Source organism: Bacillus sp. AC266, from assembly GCF_979253805.1.
On sequence record NZ_CEEDEC010000004.1, the window covers coordinates 301,901 to 326,353 of the forward strand.

The window sequence follows — 24,453 nt, forward strand, 5'->3', positions numbered from 1 at the left end:
GACATATTTTTGTCAAAAATATGAATATAATGTGTAAAATATCGGATAATGTCGAACTATATCGATTTTTCTTTTTAAATTACCGATATCTATAGTATTCCGCAACAAAGTAATGCTTTTCCTACAATAGTATAAAACAGTGAAAAAGGACTGCCGAATGTCGGCAGTCCTAATACTATTTATATATACAGAATTTTTTTCTTCTATTATTAATGTTGTTTCATACGTCCTTCTTTTTGCAACTCTTTAAATAGTGCTGCAATCATAAAGAAAATAACAAATACGAACGGGAAGGCCGCAATAATCGACGCAGTTTGCAGCGCCTCTAATCCTCCGACATACAATAAGATCGAAGCTAACGCCGCTAGAACAATACCCCAAACCATTTTAATACGATTTGGTGGGTTTAAGCTACCATGTGTCGTTAACATCGCTAGAACAAACGTAGCAGAGTCTGCCGATGTAATAAAGAATGTTGAAATAAGTAAAATGGCTAACACACATAAAGCCGGTCCCATACTACCCATTTGGTCTAACATAGCAAACAATCCTACTTCTGTGCCCATTTCTTTAATTTGTCCATATATATTTGCACCATCAAATAGCTCCATGTGAATACCTGTTCCTCCGAAAACAGAGAACCAAAGCGCACCAATTACTGTTGGTACGAGTAACACACCAACAACAAATTCACGAATTGTACGCCCGCGTGACACACGAGCAATAAACGTACCTACGAATGGTGACCATGCAATCCACCATGCCCAGTAGAAAATTGTCCATGACTGAATCCATTGATTTCCGCCTTCATTTAATGGACTTAAACGGAAACTCATACTCGGCAATTCTTGAATGTATGAACCGATTGTTGAAGTGAAATAATTCATAATAAAGTTTGTTGGACCTGCAAATAATACAATTATCATAAGTGCAAACGCTAAAATAATATTCGCATTACTTAAATATTTAATTCCTTTATCGAGTCCCGTTTGCGCAGATAGCATATAAAGAACAGTTACAATTCCGATGATTACTAGCTGTGTCGATAATGAGTTTGGAATGGATGTTAAATAACTAACACCACCCGCAATTTGCTTTGCCCCAAGTCCTAATGATGTCGCCACACCAAATACTGTCGCAAATACAGCTAGAACATCAAACATATGGGCAATACGGCCATGTTCACCGCCTTTAAATAGCGGACCGACCGCCGCACTAATTGTACTTGCTCTTCCTTTTCTAAATGTAAAATAAGCAATACATAATGCTACAAGTGCATATAATCCCCACGGATGTAATCCCCAATGGAAAAATGAGAAACGAAGTGCAAGGCGTGCACTCTCTTCAGTCGCACTCTCTCCAAACGGAGGTGTGTATAAATGGTTCATCGGTTCTGCGACGCCCCAGAAAACCAAACCGATTCCCATACCGGCACTAAATAACATAGCAAACCATGTCATATAACTATAATCAGGTTCATCATCATCTTTACCTAAACGAATCGAACCGTACTTAGAAACAATTAAGAAAATAGCAATTCCTAAGAAAATAGAAACGGAAATAATATAGAACCATCCAAACTTACTAACTAACGCAGCTTGAATTACAGTCGTTACATTTCCTAAGCTACCTTTTCCAATAATAGATTCGGGAATAATCCCCCAAAGTGTAAATGCAATACATAATGTTAATGAGACAATAAATGTTTTCGTCAGTTTCCTCATCAAATCCCCCTTCGTATGTTTCATTTCTTGTAAAAATCATAAATTCCGATATGTTAAATCGGATAGAAAACCATAGTTTTTTGTGGTGATTTTCTTTCGGCTCTCTCAAGTTTGCCTTCACCAATTAGAGTTCTTATGGACAGCCTTACCTTCCGTACAACCTTTCCACTCTGCAAGAGCTACAAGATTGGAATACTACTGTCAAATTGTGTGAGAAAAATGCGGATGGGAAGAGATTTTCCCAAAAAAGGATGTGTTACAGTTTTAAAAAAGGGCAGATTTATTCTTTACAACCCTTTCTTCTTGTAACAATTATGCGGTTTTTTGCTAGTATATAGCGCGTGTTTATAACTTCACAAACGAGATGTTTATGTTTATATAACTATATTACCCATAAAACGGGAAAATACTCAAGGAATGTAACTGTATAGTAATCATTATGTAACACCCCTGTAACATTTTTATTTACACCGAAAAAAATATGTTGTATTAAATATTTTGAATATAACTAGAAACCTACTAATTATATGGAATGAAAAACGCTTTCCTCTCATTCTAGCTATATTACAAAGTGTTAACGACTTATTACGAATGGTTTGTAATTGTGTGTTTTCCCAAAATCCGAAAAAATCTGTTGCTATAATGAGGACACGAAAACAAACGCAATGGAGGCTATCATGAAAAAATTAATTGGAATAGCAACAGCAGCAGTTTTTGGTCTTGGGATTTTCACCGCATCTGCTAATGCAGAAACTGTTGTAACAACAGACGTACTAAACGTACGAGAAAACCCTACTACTGAATCAAAAGTTGTCGGTAAATTACAGAATGGTCATAAATTAGATGTTCTAAATACAGAAAACGGATGGTCACAAATCAAATTAGATGGTAAAGACGCATTCGTAAGTGCAGAGTTTACAAAGAACTCTTACTATGTAACAGCTAACGTATTAAATGTACGTGCTGAAGCGAACACAAACTCAGAAATTCTTGGAACGCTTAAGAAAGACGATATGATCGAAACAACGAACCAAGTACAAAATGAGTGGTTACAATTTGAATATAACGGGAAAACAGCTTATGTTCACGTTCCTTTCTTAACAGGTACAGCACCTGTTATCGAGAAACAAGAACAACCTGCTCCTGCTAAAACTGTAGCACCAGCTAAAGCTCAAGCACCTGCAGCACAAGCAAAACCAGCTGCTAAGCCTGCTGTGAAAGCTGCTGAGACTAGCACACCTTCTGGTGGTCGTGAGTTAACAGTTGTAGCTACGGCATATACAGCTCACCCAAGTGAAAACGGTGGCACATACGGCGGCCGTGTATTAACTGCAATGGGTCATGACTTAACAGCGAACCCAAACATGAAAATGATCGCTGTTGACCCGAAAGTAATCCCATTAGGATCTAAAGTATGGGTAGAAGGTTACGGAGAAGCTATCGCTGGAGATACTGGCGGTGCAATTAAAGGTAACCGTATCGACATCCTACTTGGATCAGATAGCGCTGCTCAAAAATGGGGACGCAAAACTGTTAAAGTGAAAATTTTAAAATAACCAATGACTGCTAAAGCCGGTTCTCTTTGTTGAGAGCTGGCTTTTATTTTTTATATAATTACATATAAGGAGGTGACGTCCATGAATTTACAAGCTAAGGTAGACTGGGTCGGTACACCAAAACCGTACATATATAAAGATGATGTAACATATGATGCAATCGCAATTGACTTCTCACTAACAAACGATGACAATCGCTATAAATTAATTGTGCTCAAGTCTGAAGAAAATACACATTACAAACTCGTACAATACGGAATAAAACCAGGCTCTCAAAAGCCATTCCCTATTGATATTCCATTCGAGCAAGAAATGCTACCGCTCATAAAGCAAATATTAAATGATCCATATGTACAAGCGATATTAAAGGAAGCCCGCTTCTAATTGCAAAAAAGGATATCACCTAGTAGAATTTTCCAACTAGGTGATATCCTTTTTACTTTCCCTTCATGAACACGAGTAGAGAAAATTATATCAACGGTTCAACATGGAATATCGATTTACCGACAAAGATTGACAATAACGGCAAGCTACCTAAAGAAAGAGGCTGTTCAAAATTGAACAGCCTCTTTCTTATATTAACGATTCGGACCAGATACTTCCTCTGATTTCAGCGTATTATTCGCTCCAAGAGAATGGTACAATATCTTTCCATTTCCATTAACAGTAACGATATGGTCATTATTAAAGCTCTTGAATTTTACAGAGCCGTCACCGTAACGAATATGATATTCTTCATATGTCGTTACTTTATATTTCGTTGCACTTTGACGTTCTACATTGCGAATATTCATTGTCAATAAATCTTCTGTAATTCCTTTTTTGTGTAGATATTGTAAGTAATCACGGTCTTCCTTATACGATTTCCCGCTCTTATCATAATCATTTTCAATTAAACTAAAATCGTTTAATGCAATTGCACGCACGTTATTATAAATATGATTTTGTACAAAATCTCCAACCGCTGAACTAGAAGCTTCTTTTGGGAACTTTAAGTAATATGTACTTTGATCTCCAACTTTAATACTTTCAGATTTCATCACACCAAATTCAGCGTTTTTCTCTAAATGTACTTCTACCGTTTCATCCGTTGGTACAGGACCAAGTTTATAACTTCCGTAATTTAACTTTCCACGTTTCTTGCCATTAACAAATACAGTTGCATCATTTTCATCAGATGAAATGGTTACATAATTTCCTTCAAGTGATAAATTCACTTCTACTGTCCCATTCTTTTCATCTGCTAAATACACTTCTTTTTCTGTCTCTAATTCAGCAAGTTCCGTCTTCGCCTTTGCCTTTACAACATAAGCACCCGGGAAGTATGGACCTAATTCTTTCGAAGTTTTATCACTAGAAAGCTCTGTTTCTTTTTTATCATTCACATATATTTCAGCATTCTTTGCAGTTGTGCTAACATTCATGTAATACGACTTCATGCTGAACTTATACTTCGGATACAAGAACCATTCTTTCCCGTCTTCTATAATTTTCCCATCTTTAAAAGATGCTTTATCACTTGCTAACTTTTGATCTACTGTCTCTCTTTGCAAATATGATAACAGTTCTTTATTATAAGAAGGATTCTCTTTTAAATAACGGATATACGCCTTAATATCTTCTGTCTTAACCTTTAAGGTTGGATCGTCTACTTTCAAAATCTCATCGATTGCATTCACATCTTTATTTTGGAATGCTTCAATCATTGCATTTACTTGCTTTTCCTTCGAAAACTTGCTCGCACCGAATTTATATGCGCCAAACAAAATAGCAAAAACAATGACAAAACCTATAAGTAAAAACATGTTCTTCTTACTTTTCACTGACTTTGTTTCTCTACGCATTTCTGAGTAAGAAGAAGCTGTTTGATCAGCAATTTCTTCTACTTTACTTCCGCAATCAGGACAAAAGTTCAAATGATCCGCAACTTGTTTATTGCATGTTCCACAAAACTTCAAGTATTTCTCCCCCTTATTTTTTCACTAATTTCATACCCGCGAATGTTAATACGTAAGAAATAAGAAAACTACCTACTATTAAATATAGCGTGTTACTTTGAATAGATAATATCGGTCCAGAAATTCCAGCGAACTCCTTCATAATTTCCTTACTTCCTGAAGCTGTAATATGAATTTTTGCTAATCCATTTATACAAAGCATCATCACTGTATAAACAGCACTAAACACTGCTATAGTTACGTACATATTTCGCATACGATATTGAGCCAATTTCATTCCAGCCCTAACTAGTAGAAGACATGGTAGAAGAATTAATAATCCCCACCAATGTAAATACGAATTAAAATCATCAATATCTTTTATACGATCAGCACTAGCACCATTAGCGATTTCCAGGTCTTTTAAAGACGTACCCTGTATTGATATGCCTGACATATACGATACATGCAGTGGCCCTTTTTCGACTGAATATCTATGCATTTCTCTCTCCATATTTCCCCACTCAATTTCAGTTGGAGAAAGGTGGGCCATATTCCACATGAAAGGTGTTGCTTCTAAAGAAAGTAATACTTTATACGCCTTCTCTGGAAAATCAATTGGACCCATTGATTTTGAACTACTAAATAAAATCGTAATAAGTATAATACCAAATGTAATAAGTAGTCCTTTCAAAACAGTCACTATACTATAATAAATAGACGTTACATACGGGACAAACTGACTAGTAGAAGAAAGCATACGATGTGGTCCTGCTTCAATACTCATACCAATAAAGCTGAATAATAGGCCAAATATAATACCAAACAATAAACTAACAACATGAGAATATACAACATCAATAGTCATCGTTTGATAGAAATAAGAAATAGATGTAGAAGAACTTGCCATAAAGCTTACAATACATAAGAAAATACCGTATATCATGCCAATTACACATGATGTCATGAACTTCTCTCGCCAACTAATTGAAGGTTTGTTTCTTTCAACAAAAAATCCACTTCCACCTAATATAAGTGCCGGAATAGTTACCAAGATGAATAATGGCATATGAAGAAGGAATGACATCGTGTATGCCCCGCTCCCGCTAATTTCAATACCTATTAAATGACACATTAAAATTAATGGTGCTATACCAATAAATGATTGATTAATGGTATTCATATTCAGCATACCATCCGTATTTCTAACCGCTGTCTCCACTACATCATTTATAGCAGAATCTATTATTAAACTGCCAATGAAGCCTGCAATGAACATACATACAATTGCAAAAGCACCACCGAATAATCCTTTTTTCAGCATACTTCCTGATGCATTTACATGTAATTGCGCTCCTGCATTTGGTAATTTCATGTTCGATTCTTTTTGGGCGACTCCTAATAAAGAATCACCGCATTTCTCACAATATGTAGCATATTCTTTACTTTCCTGTCCACATGTTCGGCAATACTTCGAAGATTGCGGGACTAACATAACATGGCTATCTATACTATCCGTACTTGAGCCGTCATGTGTACAATAGTTTACTGCCTCAGGCTGTTCTAAACCGCAAATTTTACAATACATGTTCCTCACTCCTTACTTTGCTTCATACCACATGCTGGACAGAATGTAGCTTCCGTTGCAATTTGTTCACCACATGAAGAACATGCTTCTTTTTCAATATTTTTTGATTGAAGGAGTAACTCATTTTCTTTACCGCACTGCCCGCAAAATTTATCATTTAATGATAATGGACCACCGCAACTACACTGTCCTTTTTGTTCTTGTCTCTGTAAATTAGAAATTTGTCTGCGCGTGTTATAAATAGCAACATCAAGCTCTTGCACTGGTGCTACAATAGCTTTCAACAAATCTATTCGAACTTCATCATCACGAAGTTGCATATATACCGTTTGACCAAGTTCAAGTAAAATTTCAGTTTTTTCTTGTAACTTCTCTTGTGTAATCTTCTTTAATTGCGCCATTTCCTGTGCTACTTGCAACTTCATCTTGCCTTGCTCAATTCCCTCTTGCAACTTATTCATGCCATTACCAAACTTCGATTGTAAATCTGACAAACAAATTCTCTCCTTTTAATTACATAGTAATATACAAAATTAACATTATATATATTACCATGATTTTCTAATTGTGTAATTAGAATTTCATTTTTTCTGTTTTGAGCATTTTTTGTTTATAATGGTAAAGGAAAGAAATCTGTGTACGGAGGAATATTATGCTGCAAGACTCAATTACGAAAGATGAAATTATGATGATTGCGAATGAGTTCGTTCAAGGGCTTGATCCACAGCAAGTTGCTGATCAAGAGCATGTCGCTACAGCTCGGCAACTATATCGTAGTGGTGTTGTCTATAACGTTGACTTTGATGGCTATACGCTATCCGGAACTGTAAATGCTGAAGGCAGTGTATATAGTGTTCACATTCCGATTCGTAATGTCACTGAAAGCTATTGCGATTGCTTCGCGCCAACGCAATGTCAGCATATGCTTGCTGTGTTACTATCTGCAGCTTCTAGTTTTGGGCAAGTAGGAGATGTATTAACTTTATTCAAAAATAATACAAAACCTTCTCTTCCTCCTATTCGAACTGCACGACAAGTATTGCAATCATCAGCTTTTGAAGAAATGGATTATAAAAGTTGGCAAACATACTTTGAAAATGAATATGAATCATTTAAAAAAGAACAAGCGCGGCTCACTTATAAACAAATGTATTTCCTTATGAGTCTTTTTACAGACTTCTATACAAAATTAGAACGGAAAGCTCCGCGCATCGTTGCTATTCATGAATTATTTAAGTTGCACGCGGCACTTTATTGCTTTCAAAAATTATTAGAAGAAATTCAAGAATTTGAAGCAAACAAACTATATTCTTATCACCAACCAGTTAACGTCGTTCGCCTATTCGTTGATAAAGTTGAATCTACCGTTAGGGACCTAAAAACAGAGGCGATTCCAGAAGAATCCAAACCGATTTTAGAAGAAACAGCACGGCTCATACATGAATCATTCTTCTCTACCGATGCCTATACACAAGAGCGATTCTTCATTTATCGTCACGTATGGGGTGAACTGTTAAGAACAGAGGAGCAGCTACAAGAAGAAAAAAAACGAATCGATACTAAAATCAATCCACTTTCCAAAGCATTAGCATCTTCTCACCTGCTCTTTTTAAACGGTGAAGATGTATCGGCAATGGAATTACTGGAAAAACAGCCTTCTTCTGTTGTGAGCCTTTACTTCTATTGGTTAGAAGAGTTATTAAGTGCGATGGAGTGGGACCGCGGGAAAGATTGGCTTTCCTTTACTTATAAACAAGTAAAAGAAACGATAACGGAACAAGAAAATACCGTCTTCATACAAGATATCGTTCGATTATTTGTGATGATGTATGAGACATATGCAACGCATACGAATGAACAAGCCGGATTAGAAATGATTTTACAAGAACTATTACCGTATAGTTTCACAAATTATGAACAATATGTACTTGCGAAGAAACAATACCATGCATGGACGGAACTTCAGCTCTTATATGGATTCGAAGTAATCGAACTTTTGAAAGAACCATTGAAAGATATTGAAAAAGAAGCGCCCGAAGCAGCACTTCCTCTTTATCACCATGCCGCAATGGAAGCAATTGAAGAGCGAAATCGCAAATCATATAAACGTGCCGTTCGTTACTTAAAGAAATTACGTATGCTTTATAAACGACTGAAGCGAACTGATGAATGGGATGCTTTCATTATTCATATCGCTAACTTACATTCACGTCTGCGTGCACTACAAGAGGAATTACGGAGAGGAAAATTAATCGATGATCATACAAACTGAAGTAACAATTAGGCTCCAGCACGTTAGTCAAGGTTGGTTCCTTTGGGGAGAAGATGATAGCGGTACTCTCTTATCCGTAGCAACTTGGAAAAAAAATGCATTCGCATGGCACTCTACTTCTTTCTACGGAACGTTTTTAAAAGAAGCAACGTATGAGGGAAAACAAGGCGTTATGTTAACGAATGCACAGGCATTTGAATACATCGCAAATAAACCGATGAATTCATTTGCAAATATGCAAATGAACGGTCCTATTACGGCACTTACAAAGGACGCAAGTGAATTATGGGACGCTTTCGTCAGCGGCAGCTTCGCACCTGACATGAAGCATTGGTCTCAGCAGCCATCTTGGAAAGTTCAGAATACCTCAATTGAAGATGACATGTTAGCATCTCTTTTCTCTGCCGCTGTGAACGAAAGTATTTTGCAAGATGCTCGCTCAAATGACGGATGGGAAGATGCAAAGAGACTATACGAACATTACGACTTTACGAAAAGGCAATTGGAAGCAGCACTACATGAAGAGGATTGGCTTCGAAAAATTGGTTACATTGAAGATGACCTTCCATTTACAGTCGGCTTAAGACTACAAGAACCGCAAGAAGAACTTGAAATGTGGAAGCTTGAAACAATCGTTACACCAAAACGTGGTGCACATCGCATATATGTATATGAAAGTATCGATTCCTTACCAAAACGATGGCACGATTACGAAGAACGTATCCTTGAAACACAAGAAGGATTCAGTAAGCTCGTACCGTGGTTAAAAGAGGACGACAAGTTCCGAGAAGAACTCTTTGAAACGGAAGCTTGGAACTTCTTAACCGAAGCAAGTAATGAATTACTGGCAGCAGGTATTACAATTTTACTACCATCATGGTGGCAAAATTTAAAAGCAACAAAACCGAGGTTGCGTGTACAGCTGAAGCAAAGTACAGCACAAACACAGTCTTTCTTCGGCATGAATACGCTCGTTAATTTCGACTGGCGCATTTCAACGGACGGAATTGATTTATCAGAAAGCGAATTTTTCGAACTCGTTGAACAAAACAAACGTCTTTTCAATTTAAATGGTCAATGGATGAGACTTGATCCTGCCTTTATTGAAGAAGTAAAAAAACTAATGCACCGTGCCGATAAATATGGACTTGAAATGAAAGATGTGTTGCAGCAACATTTATCTAATACGGCAGAAACAGAAATTGTAGAAGACGATAGTCCGTTTACCGATATTGAAATCGAGCTAGATGGATATTACGAAGAGCTTTTCCAAAAACTTCTACACATTGGAGATATTCCAAAAGTAGATGTACCATCTTCGCTACAAGCAACACTCCGCCCGTATCAACAACACGGTGTTGAGTGGTTACTATACTTACGAAAGCTTGGATTTGGAGCGTTATTAGCCGATGATATGGGACTCGGAAAAAGTATTCAAACGATAACTTACTTACTATACGCTAAAGAAAACAATCTCCAAACAGGTCCTGCATTAATTGTGGCACCAACATCAGTCCTTGGAAATTGGCAAAAAGAATTTGAGCGTTTCGCACCAAGCTTACGTGTTCAGTTACACTATGGAAGTAACCGATCTAAGGATGAGTCATTTAAAGATTTTCTTCAATCAACAGATGTTATATTAACTTCTTATGCATTAGCTCAGCTTGATGAAGAAGAACTTAGTACCTTATGCTGGGACGCTGTTATTTTAGACGAAGCGCAAAATATAAAAAACCCACATACGAAACAGTCGAAAGCAGTAAGAAACCTACAAGCAAATCACAAAATTGCTTTAACCGGTACACCGATGGAAAACCGACTTGCTGAGCTTTGGTCTATTTTCGACTTTATCAATCATGGGTATCTCGGAAGCTTAGGACAATTCCAGCGCCGCTTCGTCACACCGATTGAAAAGGACCGCGATGAAGGAAAAATCCAGCAAGTTCAGCGGTTTATCTCGCCGTTTTTACTGCGTCGTACGAAGAAAGATCAAACGGTCGCATTAAACTTACCAGATAAACAAGAACAGAAAGCTTATTGTCCACTAACTGGCGAACAAGCTTCCTTATATGAACAACTTGTTCAAGATACATTACAAAATGTAGAAGGATTAAGTGGAATTGAAAGACGCGGATTTATATTACTTATGCTGAACAAGCTAAAACAAATTTGTAATCACCCAGCCCTTTATTTGAAAGAAGAAGAACCACAAAATATCGTCGAGCGCTCTATGAAAACAAAAACGGTAATGGAGCTCATCGAAAATATAAAAGACCAAAATGAAAGTTGTTTAATCTTCACTCAGTACATTGGCATGGGGAACATGCTAAAAAGTATGTTAGAAGAAACATTCGGTCAGCGCGTCCTCTTCTTAAACGGGAGCGTACCGAAGAAAGAGCGTGACAAGATGATTGAGCAGTTCCAAAACGGAACGTATGATATCTTCATCTTATCGTTAAAGGCCGGCGGAACAGGATTAAACTTAACTGCCGCCAACCATGTTATTCACTATGACCGTTGGTGGAATCCAGCTGTAGAAAACCAAGCAACAGACCGTGCTTATCGCATCGGTCAAAAACGCTTCGTTCACGTTCATAAGCTTATTACAACGGGAACACTTGAAGAGAAGATTGATGAAATGTTAGAACGAAAACAATCATTAAACAACGCCGTCATTACAAGCGACAGTTGGATGACCGAACTATCAACCGACGAACTAAAAGAATTACTTGGCGTATAAAGTGAAACTTTAATCAGTGGGGTTTTGTTCATCCCCCACTGATTATTAGCCTTCACCAATCGGGCTTTTACGGGCAGTTAATGCGGGATAAGGTGGATCTTTCTATTCCCACAAATAGCGGGATAAATGAAAAAGGAGCAAATCTCTAACTGAGATTAGCTCCTTTTTCTATTCCAAAACCAATTGCTTATTATAATTCCTGTTAACCCGCCGCACGTATCAAGCAATGAATCTTGCCACATCGGTGTACGGTCTCCCGTAAACCATTGATGAATTTCATCAAATGTTGCATACCCCGCAACGAAAAGGAGGGCGTATGCAAAGCACCTTTTTCTCGAATAACCCGATCGATGAAAAGCATAATACGTCAATGAACCGAGCATAAAGAACACCATAAAATGAGCACCTTTACGAAGGAAAAACTCAACAAATCCACCTACACCTTTATTTGCGATACTAACAGGTGTACCTCCCCCATAATCGATAGATACCCATGAAAAATGCTCTTTCACAAACTCAGCATTTACATATTGCTCAATATCCGAGCGCATATCCTGTTTTTTATATGGCTGTGCTGAAGAATAGAAAATAATCCCCATCCATAGTAATACAGGAATCCAAAATAACCATTTACGATTCATTCTCCCGAAAACCCCTCTCTTAGTCTTTTAAGAGTACCAAAAAAAAGAAAAAATTTCACGCCAAAACATGACATTTACACCCTATTTATAAAGTGAAAGGGGGTGATAAACATGGCAGTTGAAACAATCGTAATGGATTTAACTTTACGCCTTGTATTAAACGGAGGATTAGACAAAAACGGTAAAACAGTTTTTAAGAACAAACAATTCAAACGTGTGAAAACAAATGCAGATTTAGGAAAAGTACATGAAGTAGCACGTGCTCTTGCTTCACTACAACAATCATCACTTCACGCTGTACAACTTGTAAGCACGTCAGATCTTTCTAATCTATAATTAAAAAGGAGGGAATAAAGCATGCAAGTACTAGAGTTAATTTTCGTGAAAGAAGATGGAAAAACAGTTGCCTTTTCTATCGAAAATCCCATCACACCAGTAAATGAACTAGTCGTAAATCAAGTAATGGATACCATTCTTTCTTCATCTGTATTTTCATCAATTAGTGAAAATACTCGTAAAAAAGGGGCTCGCCTCATAGAAAAAAACGTATCTGAAGTTCAGATTACTCCGTAAATCAAAAAGACGAATCTGCATTATTTTGCAGATTCGTCTTTTTTCTTCGGCATTTCAATTGGAATAAAGATGTTTGAAAAACCAACACAAACATACTTATAATTCTCTCCGCCTAAATCAAACTCTGTCGTATATGTTGAGAAGAAAATATAATCATTTCGCTTTGTATAATGCTCAATTAATAATCCAACTTGTGGTTCAACATACTTATTTGCTAATTTCTTTCCCGCCGATGCTAAGTCGCCAAGTATACCCTCTTTGTTTTCTTTCTCAACCTCTTCTAGCTTCTTACTCACATCATTACGCTTCATAAATTGTTTTGCTGCCCAATCCGTATATTCTCCCTTACCCGGATTACTGTTTGCTAAATAAACTAAGAGAACAACAGCTAGAGCCATAATAATATACTTTTTCTTCATGCTATATCACCGCCTACTCTTTTCTATTTTCATATATATGTACAAGCGATGCAAATTAGAAAGACTATCATCTATTGATTGTAAACGAACCGTAAAAATTTACAATACGAAACAAAAGATTAATAATAATTTTACATAATTCGTATATAATTATATTCGGAATAACATTTTTTTATAAGGGAGGATTTTAGAATCATGGATAATGAGAATGATATTTTTATTTCTAGTTCTACAATGATGCTCGAACCTTGCAAACACCCTTATTACCGGACAAAAATTATCGACAGTAGCGGAAACCCTCTGTACTCTTGCCAAACAGCTATCCAACTCATAAAGAAATCTTGTCTAACACATGTTCATTCTACTTATCAAGGTAGACGTCATGCAGTCCAAATAAACTTTAAGCTCAAACAAAATGTTCCAATTCCAATTAATCACAAAGAATATATTTGCGTTTTCCCAGCAGAATCTCCTTCTTCTCCAAGCTGCATTTGGTTGTTCTATAACCATATAGATGAGATAGAGTTTTCCAAAAAAAACTAACAAAGCTAACATTCATTTTTTTAACGGAACTACCATAACAATACAAATAGGTTCTCATAAGTTACAGCAACAATTTTTCAAATCTGGACATGTATTATCCCGAATGAACATGAAAGATTCATTACCTTAAAAAACCTCTTGCCACATTTACTGCCTTAATGTAAATAGAATGGAACGCAATATTTCCTTTGCCTTCCATTCTACTTATTATTCTTATCCCCTTACACTATCCCTCATTTTCTCAAGCGCTTGTCGATATACCCATCTCACTTGATAGTACGTCATCCCCATTTCAGAAGCTATCTCCCCCATATTTTTCCCTGTAAAAAATCGCTCTGAAATGATGTGCTTCTCCTTCTCATCTAACACACTCATAAAGTCCTTCGCTCTCGTTCCCACATCTTCACACTCAAATCGTTCCTCATACTCATCGGTGCATACATACCTCTCTTGCACTACACATTCTTTCTCCAATCTTCCCAATATATAACCACGTACTGTTACGACAGCATAAGCAGGAAAACTCCCTTTCTCCTCCTCATACCTTTCATAAGCATGCCAAAGACCAATTAAACCACATTGATAATACTCTTCATAATCTTGGTAAATATTTAACCTCTTTATTTGATTTACAATCATACCTTCATACAAAACAACCGTATCTGCAAAAGTCGCTGGCTTCACACAGTACCCGTTTCTAAAAGGTATACCTCTTCAGTATTCCGCGGTACCTCTACAATATAAAATGAGAAAGGAAATTTCATTGTGGGTAATTTCAAATACTGCTGCCAGAATTTGAAATTACACTAAGCAGTATTTGAAATTCTAATAGGGGTATTTGAAATAGGGGTAAAAATAAAAAAGATGGCTCTAGGATGAGCCATCTTTTCAAAATAGCATGTTACGCACCAAAGCCAGAGAACATACCGCCTAAAATACTGAATCCAATTGAAAGGATAAAGAATATGGAGATTAAAATTGTTGCTTGTTTTTTACTTAAACCAGCAACGATCTGCAAGCCTAAACCAGTTAAGATCAAGCTCCAAATGTTAAACACTTCAAACGCAGAACCAATACCGTAAGCAACCGTTCCTTGATCAAATAAAGGCGCTAAACTTGTATATTTATCAGTACCATTTCCACCAAGAATAAAACCTAGCACTGCATTCAGAATACCACCAAAATAATAAACAATATTTGCATATAAATAAATAGATAATATCTTCATATACGGTGTATCATTACTCATGAACATCATAATAACTTTATAAAATCCAGCTACAATAAACAAACCAACAATTGTTCCAAGGAAACCAAAAATCGCTCCCCCTCCAAGAGTAAACCCTTTAACCACACCTGCTGAATCGCCCTTAAGCTCCTTTGCCAACTCCGGAGTATTAACTAACGCTAAATAAGCCACTACTGCTGCCGTGATTGTCCCAAGTATAGCAAACAGGAAAAATGCCCCCCAAACCGGACTTTTCGTTTTCATTCTCTCAAACTGCACACCTGGAGATGTAATCATTCCAAATAATGATGGCTTTTTCGAACCTACATCTTGCGTATTAATATTCGCTTCCATTATAACGCCTCCCTCTATTTATATAACCCGTTCTAACGGGCGGTTCACATCCTCATGTAGAGGCTACGAACCGCCCATTAGAACGGTAACTTGTAGTAGGGAACTTCTCTACTACACTAATAATTTACTCATAACGAAGTGCTTCAATTGGATCTAATTTCGCAGCTTTGTTTGCTGGAATTAATCCGAAAATAATACCAAGTGTCATAGAGAATAGTACGCCGCCAACGACAACTTCCCAAGAAACGAGTGGTGGCCATTTCGCAAATGTGGAAACGATATATGCCCCGCCATATCCAAGACCAATTCCGATCAAACCACCAAGAAGTGTTAACATAACTGCTTCAATTAAAAACTGTAATAAAATTTTACTACGTGTTGCTCCAAGTGCCTTACGCACCCCAATTTCACGTGTACGCTCTGTTACAGATACGAGCATGATGTTCATTACACCGATACCACCAACGACTAATGAAATACCAGCGATACCGCCGATGATCATCGTCATAATATTAGTCATTTTTGAAATACCTTCTTGAAGTTCTTTTAAATTCATAACCTCGTATTTACCAGTTGCATCACTCGGTTTACGACTATTTAAGACATCTGCAGCTTTTTTACCTGCTTTTTCTAAATTATCTACATTTTTTGCTTGAACAGAAATATTTTGAATTTCATCTTTTCCATACAGTGTCGGCCATAATGAAATTGGAACTAGTGCTTCTGATGGTCCCATTCCCATAAATTCGTTATCTGATTTGTAGACACCGATAATTTGCATCGGTTGCCCCTTCATTTCAATAATTTTACCGACTGGATTAGCATCCTTAAACACCTTATCTTCCATTTGTTTACTAATCATGACAACATTATTACCTTGATCCACATCTGATTCTTGTAAAGAACGTCCCTTTAACAACTTTACTTTATTTACTGAAAAATACTCACTGTCTAATCCAGTAATACTCACCATTTCTATTTTATCTTCAATATCAAGTGGTTCCATACTTGAATTTGTTGTTACAACATGTGCGATATCTGGAATTTTTTTAATTTCAAAAATATCTTCTTCAGTTATCTTCGGTGCTTCTACCATCGCCATACCAAAAGGATCATTCATATCGGCACTATAATGAATCGGTACCGTTTGATTACCTGATCCAACAAATTGGGATTTCAGTGCAGCTTCCCCACCTTGCCCAATCGCAACGACGGTAATAATAGAGCCTACACCGATAATAATCCCTAACATCGTCAAAGCTGAGCGTAGTTTATGAGCTAAAATAGACGATAAGGCAATTTTCATACTATCTAGTAAACTCATACTGCACACCTTCTATCTTCTGTAACTTTCCCATCTCGCAGTACAATGCGGCGGGAAGAATACGCTGCTACCTCTTCTTCATGCGTAACCATAACAATCGTCGTACCTTCTGCATTTAGCTTCGTGAAAATATCCATAACTTGTGCACCAGACTTCGTATCAAGTGCACCTGTCGGCTCATCGGCCATAATAAACGTTGGATTATTTGCAATCGATCTCGCAATCGCTACACGTTGCTTCTGTCCACCTGATAACTCACTAGGTAAATGATGGACTCTATCTGATAATCCAACTTTCCCAAGCGCTTCAAGGGCTCTCTGACGACGCTCTGCTTTCTTCACCCCACCGTAGATGAGCGGAAGTTCAACGTTTTCCACTGCGGAAAGACGCGGCAGCAAATTAAAGTGCTGGAACACAAAGCCGATATATTCATTACGAATTAAAGCTAGTTTTGACTCGTCTGCTGTTAAGATATTCACATCATTCAACATATATTCACCTTCTGTTGGACGATCTAAACAACCGATAATATTCATAAGCGTTGATTTACCAGAACCAGACGGTCCCATAATAGAAACGAACTCACCGCTTTGAATTGTTAAACTAATACCATGTAAAATCGGCACTGCCAATTTTCCTTGATAATATGTTTTAGCAATATTATTTAACGTAATCATTTCTCTTTCACTTCCATTCCGTCATACACGTCGTCGGAAGGATTTTTAACCACCTTTTGCCCCACTGTTGCGCCTTCAACAATCTCTGTCCAGTCTCCATCAGTAGAACCTTTTTTCACATTTTGTTTACGAAGCTTTCCTTTCTCTTCAATATAAACAAATGCATCTTCGCCTTTTTCTACAATGCTCTTACTTGGAACAGCAATCATCGTCTTATTCTCTAAATTTACTTGCAGAGAAACGTGATAACCTGGAGATAAACCATCTTGGCTATCAAGACTTGCTTTATATGTATATTGAGACATATTTTGAGTTCCCTCACCAGCAGCTTGAGCCATCTCTGCACTCGTTGGGAATTCACTTACTTCCGTAATCTTACCTGTCCACTTCTTCTTATTATTTGCTTTCGCAGTTACAGTGAACGTTTGATCTTTTTGAATTTGTGACTTTTGAAGCTCTGTTAAAGTCCCTTGAACTTGGAACGGGTCTTTAGAAGCAACTTGTAAAAATGCTTTCCCTTGACCACCTAATGCCTGAGATGAACTTTGCGCTGTATCCTTATCTAACTTCTGTACAACACCAGTAAAATTACTATAAATCGTAAGTTCTTTCTGTTTTTTACTTAACTCTTCTTTTTGTAACTTCCCTTTTTCTTTCTCAAGGTCAGTTGTTTTCTGAGCCATTTCTAACTCGCTTACTTGCTCTTCCATCGGGTCTGTTACTTCTTTCCCAGCCCCACTATCTTTTACCTTCTTAATTTCTTTCTTCAATGAATCAATCTTCTTTTTCCCTTGATCGTAACGCATATCAGCCATCTTCTGATCAAGATCAGCTTGCTTCATTTGAAGATTAATTTCTTCATTATCATAAGAGAATAATTTCGTTCCCTTTTCTACCTCTTGTCCTTCTTTCACCGCAATATCTTTCACTTTTCCTTTAGTCGGATCCGCATAAAAACTTTCAATATTCCCTGGCTTCACCTGACCAGAAATTAACTTCGTATTATTAAGCTTACGCTCTGTCACTTTCTCAAAGCTCACAGCATCAGTCGTTGTTGCTGCGCCTTTCTTCTTACCTTGCATAACAAAAATATTAACTGCTGCCACAATAACAATTAGTGCAATAACTCCGATGATAATCCATTTCTTCTTCTTGTTTGGAGTACGAACCGTATTTGGTAACATATTCTCTCTCCTTTTATATCTTAATAGTTTAATAGATAATTAATTGTATAAAACTTTCGGAAAATTGCATCCCCACTTACATTGTTACACTCATTTTACAAAGTTTTACACAATCATTTATATTGTAACAAAAATACCAATGATTAGAAATATGACATTCTATCTTTTAAGATAGTTTTAAGGAAAGGTTTCCTTATATAAAAAAAGCGATCCAAAATAATGATTGGATCGCTTTTCTGAATAAACTATTACGCCACTTTAGGACCTTTTCTCTCATGTCCACGTTGAACGATAAATAAGAATACTGTTGATAAAATACCGCCTGCTAATAGTAAGATGAAGCAGCCATCCCAGCCAGAACGATCAACAATAACACCAATTGCTGCGTTTGCTACAAGACTTCCGCCTACATAACCGAACAGACCACACATACCAACTGTTGTACCTACTGCAAATTTCGGTACTAATTCCATCGCACTTAAACCGATTAAAAACTGTGGTACGTAAATTAAACAACCAATAATAGAAACCGCAATACTTACAACAAGTACGCTAGATGCTTGCCAATATACAACCGTACCAACAACAACTCCGGCCATACTCATAATACATAATGGCATACGTTTTCCTTTAAATAACTTATCACTTAAAAGACCAACGATTAATGAACTTGGAATTGCCATACCTTCAAAAATTGCGTATGCAGCATGTGCTTCTGCTTTTGAAAAACCTTTAACTGTCGTTAAATAAAGCGGAACCCAGTTAATAACACCGAAACGAATTAAGTAAACAAATGCATTTGCAATACATAAATACCAAACGAACTTATTTGTCACTACATATTTCATTAAAATTTCTTTTGGTGACATCTTATTAGCATTATCTGCTTTTTCAAGATTTTCATAATCATTACGATACTCATCAATTGGAGGAAGACCTTCAGATTCTGGTGTATCCTTCGCATTAATCCAAACAAGAACTGCAATTACCATTGCGATAATCGCTGGGAAAATAAATACCCCGCCCTGCCAATGATTTTCACCGAAAATACCTACACCAATTCCGACAAGGGGCGGCACTAGCATTCCACCAACGTTATGTGAAATATTCCAAATACCTGTTTTCGTACCACGTTCTTTCTTCGAGAACCATTTCGTCATAACAATACTACAAGGTGGTGCTCCCATACCTTGTACAATACCATTTAAGACAAGTAATGTAACAATCATCCCAAATGAAGATGCAAAACCGAAACAAATATTTACAAGCCCCGATAAGAATAATCCGACTGCGATAAAGCGCTGGGCGAAAGCTTTATCCGATAAATTCCCCATAAAGAACTTACTAAATCCATAAACAATTGCCATTACTGAACCTAGCAATCCAATTTCAGCTGTACTAAAACCATATTCTTGTACTAAATACGTACTTGATAACGTAAAGTTACTGCGCACTAAATAATAAGCAGCATACCCAACTGAAATTCCCATTAGCACACGAATACGTAATAATTTGTATACCCTGTCAATCATATCCGCCGGCAATCTCTCAATTGCAGGTGCTGGCTTAAGCCATTTAAACATATTCTTTCGTCTCCTTTTCTCACTGCTGAGAGAGACGCTGTCTATTCCATATCTCGATTATTCCACTATTTGATATATTTTTGTTCGTCCTTCTAACCGGCTGACCTTCTATCTCTTTCTGATTCTTCGCAAACATCGTTGGTACGCCAAACGAAACTTTTTCTAAAATGTGCCCCGCTTCTTCTGATAAACAATAATCAATAAATAAGTCCGCTATAAAACCACTCGGTGCACGCTTCAGTTTCGAAATCGCATTAACAGATAATCCTGTTTGCTCAGGTTCATTACTTACAATAGGAAAGCCTTGTTTCTGAAGCATTCTCTGATCTCCCGCAAAATTGATGCCTATCATATATTCACCGCTCGCAACCAGTTCTGCGGGCATATAACCATTCACCGTTACTTCACCAACTTGCCTTGCAAGATTCTTAACATACTCTTTCGCTTCTTCTTCACCTAAAGTATCAATAAGTGATTGAAACAAAGTATATGCTGTGCCGGAAACGTTTGGATCAGGCATTGCAATCTTACCCGTATATACTGGATCTAATAAATCTTGCCACCTTGATGGATATGGAAGACCGAGCGGCGCTATTTCTTCATTCCACCGCTCTTTATTAATCGCGATTGCCAGTTTCTCTACTTCATAACCGTACCAATAACCATCTTTATCTTTAACAGTCTTTGAAATACGATTCGCATGCTGGGTCGTAACAGGAATAGAAAGGTTCTTTTGCTTCATCATTTGATGCGCATCTACTGTACCGCCAATAATAATATCCGCCTTCGGATTTCCAGCTTCCTCTTCTACTCTCCGAAGAAGTTCTTCTGTCGATAGACGAATAAATTCATATGTACACCCGCGTTGTTTACAAAATGACGAAAGCAAAGCTTCACCAACTTCCTCGCGGGCCGCTACATACGCAACGAGATGACGATCATCCAAAATAGGGAGACCACTTTTATTATATTTAATAGAGGTTGTATCTCGAGAGCAACTAGACATCGCTCCTCCGATTACTAGCAAAAAGAAGAAAAAGGCTATCTTTCTCATGACACACTCTCCTTTACAAGGAATTCTGCTAGGGAGCCCTTCATATACATGACATTCCCGTTATTATCACCGAGATATTGCACAACAAAGTACGATGGATACACAGAAATAGTTAGAATATCCTCCCGCTCATTCTTTACACGTTTGCCTGTTTTATAGGCAGTAATATAAGCTATCGGCTCATTCTGTGATTGTAATAATTTCTGAATTTCTCCGTAATCTGTAATTTGCTTTGCGTATCGAATAGAATCAAATATTTGCGTAAGATCTATAGTACGTATTACATCCCCTTGCCTCACTACAACTTCCTTTGCCTCCGCAAAGAAATTACTAATGCGCTCTGGTGTATAATACAGACTTAACAAATACGTTTGAAATGCTGAGATCATCGGATCCGTGCCCTTCTTTCCGTATACATTAGCCTCGTACTGGAACAAGTCACCTACTGCAAAAGTACGTTTATGTCCATTCAAGTACGTTACTTCTCCAGTAAATACTTGTTCTTGATTCCTCGCTTCTCTCGGTTCTATTCGAATTCGGTCAAAGAATGAAACAATCGTATGCAAACGAACTTCATCCGTTACAACAATTTCTCCCCACTTCTCATGCCTTACTTTCACTTCAGTAGGAAGGGATTCATTCACTCTTTGTAAAACGGCTTGTTTGTCATCCACAATTGTGATTCGATTATATATTTGCTTCTCAATAACATAAAACAAAATAAGAGAAACGATCATACAAAAGACAAACATAAGAATTTGAAATGATAGCCTTTTCATTTCTGCCTACCTCCAAGATAAAAAAACGTTGTTTCGAAAATACCGCATAATTGTTTCATAAATGTATCATTTAACCGCTTTCAAGTTTTTTATGTCTTCCATCCGTCTCGGAAGTAAAAATGTAATGCATATTGTAGTTCCCATTTCTTCACTACTCTCAATTCGTATACTTCCGCCTTGCTTCTTCATAATCTCCTGACAAATGTATAAGCCATAGCCATTCCCGTAACTTGAAGGAAGCACCTTACCTTCCGGAGACTCATTCCATTCTGCAAGCACACCTTCATCCATACCAATACCATCATCATGAACAAAAACTTTCGCTTCCTGCTCATTTATAATTACATTCATACGAACTTGCGTAGCATCACTATATTTAATCACATTATCAAGCACATTCAAGAAAATTTGCTTCGTCTTATCAAAATCCGCAACGACGTGTACTTCTGTTAACTCATTCATAACTTCAATTTCAAACTGCTGTAACCTGAGTTTCACAATCGAAACCGCTTCTTCTGCCAATTCTTTAATATTCACGACTGTAGGTGACACTTCAAACGTACTCTTTCCGTACTTTGAAGACTTAAGTAATTCCTCTACAAGTGATAATAGACGCTCACTTTCTACAGACACATAACGGAGGCTCTCCTGCACATCTTCCTTCGACTGTAACTTCGGAATTAAATCTACATACCCGATAATTGCCGTAAGCGGTGTTTTCAGCTCATGCGTAATGCGGTCCAAGAAATCTTTCTGTTTCTCTTTCTCTTCCTTCAGCTGCTTAATATGCAGCTCAATCCCATCAGCCATCGCATTAAAGGACGCTGAAAGCTGCGCAATTTCCACATACTCATTCAGCTCAATCTTACTTTCATAATCTCCATTCGCAAGCCGATATGCCATTTGCCTTAACTGATCAATTGGTTTATGAAGAGACTTCGCCAAACGAATCGCAAAGAAAATACCAGCAGCTACTAAACAAAGCGACGTCATTAAAAACGTCCAACTTACATTTGTTAAAACTTCCTTCTCATCCGTTAACTCATTTATAAAACGAATACTTCCAATGACATCGTTTCCATAATAAACCGGACTTGAAAACAAAAGAATTGGAGCTGGGTCTCCCTCCTCGAAAACATAAGATTTCTTTCCCTTCAAAGAACTCTCAATGTCAATATTCCGATGAAGTAACGCTCCTTTTTGTGTATCTGCAACAACATCTCCATTCTTCCCAATCATCTGCACCCGGACATCCATTCGCTTCGCTAAATACGAAGCAATTAAAAGCGAATTAGGCCCTAGCGTCTCTACTTCTGCTTCCTTCTCTAAATAATTCATCGTATAAATTTGCGCTTCCACACTTAACTTTTCTAAGGAATCTGCCGCATTATGATACACATTCTTCTCCAGTGCAATATAAACCACCGCATACAAAAGAACAAGAATTGGAATCAACAACCCAACTATTCCAAACACCATATTTCGTTTTAAAGACATATCATCACCTTTTAGCAATCAAGCTTATACCCCACACCATAAATTGTCTTAATATACTCCCCGCTCGCGCCGAGTTTCTTTCGAAGCCTTTGCACCATAATATCAACCGCTCTCGTATTTCCGATATACTCAAACCCCCATACCTTCTCTAATAGCTCATCTCTCATGAACACACGCTGCGGATTCGAAACAAACAACTGACATAAATTAAACTCTCGGTACGTTAACTGAATCTCCTGCCCACTCACATGAAGCTTTCGTTCCTTTGGACAAATAAGTAAATCACCAGCCCCAATCACCTCATGATTTAAAGGAACCTCCTTCTTCTTCACGCGCCGCGCCATATTCTTCACCCGAAGAATAAGCTCCGCATAATTAAAAGGCTTCGTCACATAATCATCAGCTCCAAGCTGAAGACCAAGTAACTTATCATTCATCTGACTCTTCGCTGTCAACATAAGCACCGGAATATCACGCTCCTTCTCTCTGAATAAACGTAACAACTCATACCCATCCGTATCAGGAAGCATCACATCTAAAATAAGTACATCCGGCTGCTCATTCCATCTCTCTAAAGCTTCTCTCCCATCAGCCGCCGTCAATACTTCATACCCTTCCATCTCTAACTGCATCCGAATCAAATTACGAATACTCGATTCATCATCTACTACAAGTATTTTCATCATTCTCCTCCTTCCACCCTGTATTATAGTACAGTTTAGTATAGCAAAAATAAGACAAAAAAAGAGAGGGTATTGTCGAACATATTTTGTCGACGAT

At 37.4% G+C, this 24,453-nt stretch carries 22 protein-coding genes and 1 pseudogene; 7 read left to right on the top strand and 16 right to left on the bottom strand.

Annotated elements, in window-relative coordinates:
• Positions 1 to 209 precede the first annotated feature (209 nt).
• Complete coding sequence (opuD, locus tag AC0IXC_RS18575; protein WP_002166438.1) at positions 210 to 1,724, bottom strand: glycine betaine transporter OpuD; 1,515 nt, start codon at positions 1,722 to 1,724, stop codon at positions 210 to 212.
• Between the two features lie 677 nt (positions 1,725 to 2,401).
• On the opposite strand from opuD, the gene AC0IXC_RS18580 reads away from it, so the two are divergent.
• Both AC0IXC_RS18580 and AC0IXC_RS18585 read left to right on the top strand, forming a co-directional pair.
• Entirely contained in the window at positions 2,402 to 3,280 is an 879-nt protein-coding gene (locus AC0IXC_RS18580) for a cell wall-binding protein EntA (protein ID WP_002167369.1), read from the top strand.
• A gap of 81 nt (positions 3,281 to 3,361) precedes the next feature.
• On the top strand, positions 3,362 to 3,664 hold the full coding sequence (locus tag AC0IXC_RS18585; RefSeq protein ID WP_002034795.1) for a DUF3910 family protein: 303 nt from the start codon (positions 3,362 to 3,364) through the stop codon (positions 3,662 to 3,664).
• 194 nt (positions 3,665 to 3,858) lie between these two features.
• On the opposite strand, the gene AC0IXC_RS18590 is transcribed toward AC0IXC_RS18585, so the two are convergent.
• From AC0IXC_RS18590 to AC0IXC_RS18600, 3 genes are read right to left on the bottom strand one after another with little or no spacing between them, the layout of a single operon-like run.
• Positions 3,859 to 5,238 carry a zinc ribbon domain-containing protein gene (locus tag AC0IXC_RS18590; RefSeq protein ID WP_471653130.1) on the bottom strand — a complete coding sequence of 460 codons (1,380 nt, stop codon included), beginning with the start codon at positions 5,236 to 5,238 and terminating at the stop codon, positions 3,859 to 3,861.
• Between the two features lie 13 nt (positions 5,239 to 5,251).
• On the bottom strand, positions 5,252 to 6,805 hold the full coding sequence (locus AC0IXC_RS18595) for a hypothetical protein (RefSeq protein WP_471653131.1): 1,554 nt from the start codon (positions 6,803 to 6,805) through the stop codon (positions 5,252 to 5,254).
• Positions 6,806 to 6,810: 5 nt separating this feature from the next.
• Positions 6,811 to 7,299: a zinc ribbon domain-containing protein gene (locus tag AC0IXC_RS18600; RefSeq protein WP_002034798.1), complete on the bottom strand. Its 489-nt coding sequence runs from the start codon at positions 7,297 to 7,299 to the stop codon at positions 6,811 to 6,813.
• Between the two features lie 158 nt (positions 7,300 to 7,457).
• Here AC0IXC_RS18600 and AC0IXC_RS18605 point away from each other — a divergent pair, with 158 nt between their 5' ends.
• Positions 7,458 to 9,077 (top strand): SWIM zinc finger family protein, encoded by a 1,620-nt coding sequence (locus AC0IXC_RS18605; RefSeq protein WP_002129991.1) that lies wholly within the window; start codon positions 7,458 to 7,460, stop codon positions 9,075 to 9,077.
• Positions 9,061 to 11,817 (top strand): DEAD/DEAH box helicase, encoded by a 2,757-nt coding sequence (locus AC0IXC_RS18610; RefSeq protein WP_088040450.1) that lies wholly within the window; start codon positions 9,061 to 9,063, stop codon positions 11,815 to 11,817. The genes AC0IXC_RS18605 and AC0IXC_RS18610 overlap by 17 nt, the downstream gene beginning before the upstream one ends.
• 155 nt (positions 11,818 to 11,972) lie before the next feature.
• Here AC0IXC_RS18610 and AC0IXC_RS18615 read toward each other — a convergent pair whose 3' ends face one another.
• Positions 11,973 to 12,458 carry a VanZ family protein gene (locus AC0IXC_RS18615; RefSeq protein WP_061673764.1) on the bottom strand — a complete coding sequence of 162 codons (486 nt, stop codon included), beginning with the start codon at positions 12,456 to 12,458 and terminating at the stop codon, positions 11,973 to 11,975.
• A 111-nt stretch (positions 12,459 to 12,569) separates the two neighbouring features.
• Between AC0IXC_RS18615 and AC0IXC_RS18620 the strand changes: the two genes are divergently transcribed.
• Both AC0IXC_RS18620 and AC0IXC_RS18625 read left to right on the top strand, forming a co-directional pair.
• Positions 12,570 to 12,794: a DUF1659 domain-containing protein gene (locus AC0IXC_RS18620; protein ID WP_002016256.1), complete on the top strand. Its 225-nt coding sequence runs from the start codon at positions 12,570 to 12,572 to the stop codon at positions 12,792 to 12,794.
• 21 nt (positions 12,795 to 12,815) lie between these two features.
• Positions 12,816 to 13,031: a DUF2922 domain-containing protein gene (locus AC0IXC_RS18625; RefSeq protein ID WP_002034804.1), complete on the top strand. Its 216-nt coding sequence runs from the start codon at positions 12,816 to 12,818 to the stop codon at positions 13,029 to 13,031.
• 20 nt (positions 13,032 to 13,051) lie between these two features.
• On the opposite strand, the gene AC0IXC_RS18630 is transcribed toward AC0IXC_RS18625, so the two are convergent.
• Positions 13,052 to 13,450: a DUF4359 domain-containing protein gene (locus tag AC0IXC_RS18630; RefSeq protein WP_002034805.1), complete on the bottom strand. Its 399-nt coding sequence runs from the start codon at positions 13,448 to 13,450 to the stop codon at positions 13,052 to 13,054.
• 195 nt (positions 13,451 to 13,645) lie between these two features.
• On the opposite strand from AC0IXC_RS18630, the pseudogene AC0IXC_RS18635 reads away from it, so the two are divergent.
• Positions 13,646 to 14,152 (top strand): annotated as a pseudogene (locus AC0IXC_RS18635) (competence protein ComK).
• 54 nt (positions 14,153 to 14,206) lie between these two features.
• On the opposite strand, the gene AC0IXC_RS18640 reads toward AC0IXC_RS18635, so the two are convergent.
• From AC0IXC_RS18640 to AC0IXC_RS18685, 10 genes are all read right to left on the bottom strand, one after another.
• The gene (locus AC0IXC_RS18640; RefSeq protein ID WP_002034807.1) at positions 14,207 to 14,677 is read right to left on the bottom strand and encodes a sigma-70 family RNA polymerase sigma factor; all 471 of its coding nucleotides are present in this window, start codon (positions 14,675 to 14,677) and stop codon (positions 14,207 to 14,209) included.
• A gap of 217 nt (positions 14,678 to 14,894) precedes the next feature.
• Positions 14,895 to 15,575 (bottom strand): YknW family membrane protein, encoded by a 681-nt coding sequence (yknW, locus tag AC0IXC_RS18645; RefSeq protein ID WP_088291062.1) that lies wholly within the window; start codon positions 15,573 to 15,575, stop codon positions 14,895 to 14,897.
• A 124-nt stretch (positions 15,576 to 15,699) separates the two neighbouring features.
• Positions 15,700 to 16,899, bottom strand: a complete 1,200-nt coding sequence (locus AC0IXC_RS18650; RefSeq protein ID WP_033709581.1) for an ABC transporter permease — start codon at positions 16,897 to 16,899, stop codon at positions 15,700 to 15,702.
• Positions 16,896 to 17,576 (bottom strand): ABC transporter ATP-binding protein, encoded by a 681-nt coding sequence (locus AC0IXC_RS18655; RefSeq protein WP_002130002.1) that lies wholly within the window; start codon positions 17,574 to 17,576, stop codon positions 16,896 to 16,898. The genes AC0IXC_RS18650 and AC0IXC_RS18655 overlap by 4 nt, the downstream gene beginning before the upstream one ends.
• Entirely contained in the window at positions 17,573 to 18,760 is a 1,188-nt protein-coding gene (locus tag AC0IXC_RS18660; RefSeq protein ID WP_471653132.1) for an efflux RND transporter periplasmic adaptor subunit, read from the bottom strand. Before AC0IXC_RS18660 ends, AC0IXC_RS18655 begins: the two co-directional genes overlap by 4 nt.
• 248 nt (positions 18,761 to 19,008) lie before the next feature.
• A complete protein-coding gene (gene pgtP, locus AC0IXC_RS18665) occupies positions 19,009 to 20,343 on the bottom strand; it encodes an MFS transporter (protein WP_002184617.1) in 1,335 nt (444 codons plus the stop codon).
• 19 nt (positions 20,344 to 20,362) lie between these two features.
• A complete protein-coding gene (locus AC0IXC_RS18670) occupies positions 20,363 to 21,397 on the bottom strand; it encodes an ABC transporter substrate-binding protein (protein WP_002143816.1) in 1,035 nt (344 codons plus the stop codon).
• Entirely contained in the window at positions 21,394 to 22,176 is a 783-nt protein-coding gene (locus AC0IXC_RS18675) for a DUF3919 family protein (protein WP_471653133.1), read from the bottom strand. The genes AC0IXC_RS18670 and AC0IXC_RS18675 overlap by 4 nt, the downstream gene beginning before the upstream one ends.
• 66 nt (positions 22,177 to 22,242) lie before the next feature.
• Positions 22,243 to 23,673: a HAMP domain-containing sensor histidine kinase gene (locus tag AC0IXC_RS18680; RefSeq protein ID WP_471653187.1), complete on the bottom strand. Its 1,431-nt coding sequence runs from the start codon at positions 23,671 to 23,673 to the stop codon at positions 22,243 to 22,245.
• An 11-nt stretch (positions 23,674 to 23,684) separates the two neighbouring features.
• Positions 23,685 to 24,356 carry a response regulator transcription factor gene (locus AC0IXC_RS18685; protein ID WP_002166430.1) on the bottom strand — a complete coding sequence of 224 codons (672 nt, stop codon included), beginning with the start codon at positions 24,354 to 24,356 and terminating at the stop codon, positions 23,685 to 23,687.
• Between the last annotated feature and the right edge of the window lie 97 nt (positions 24,357 to 24,453).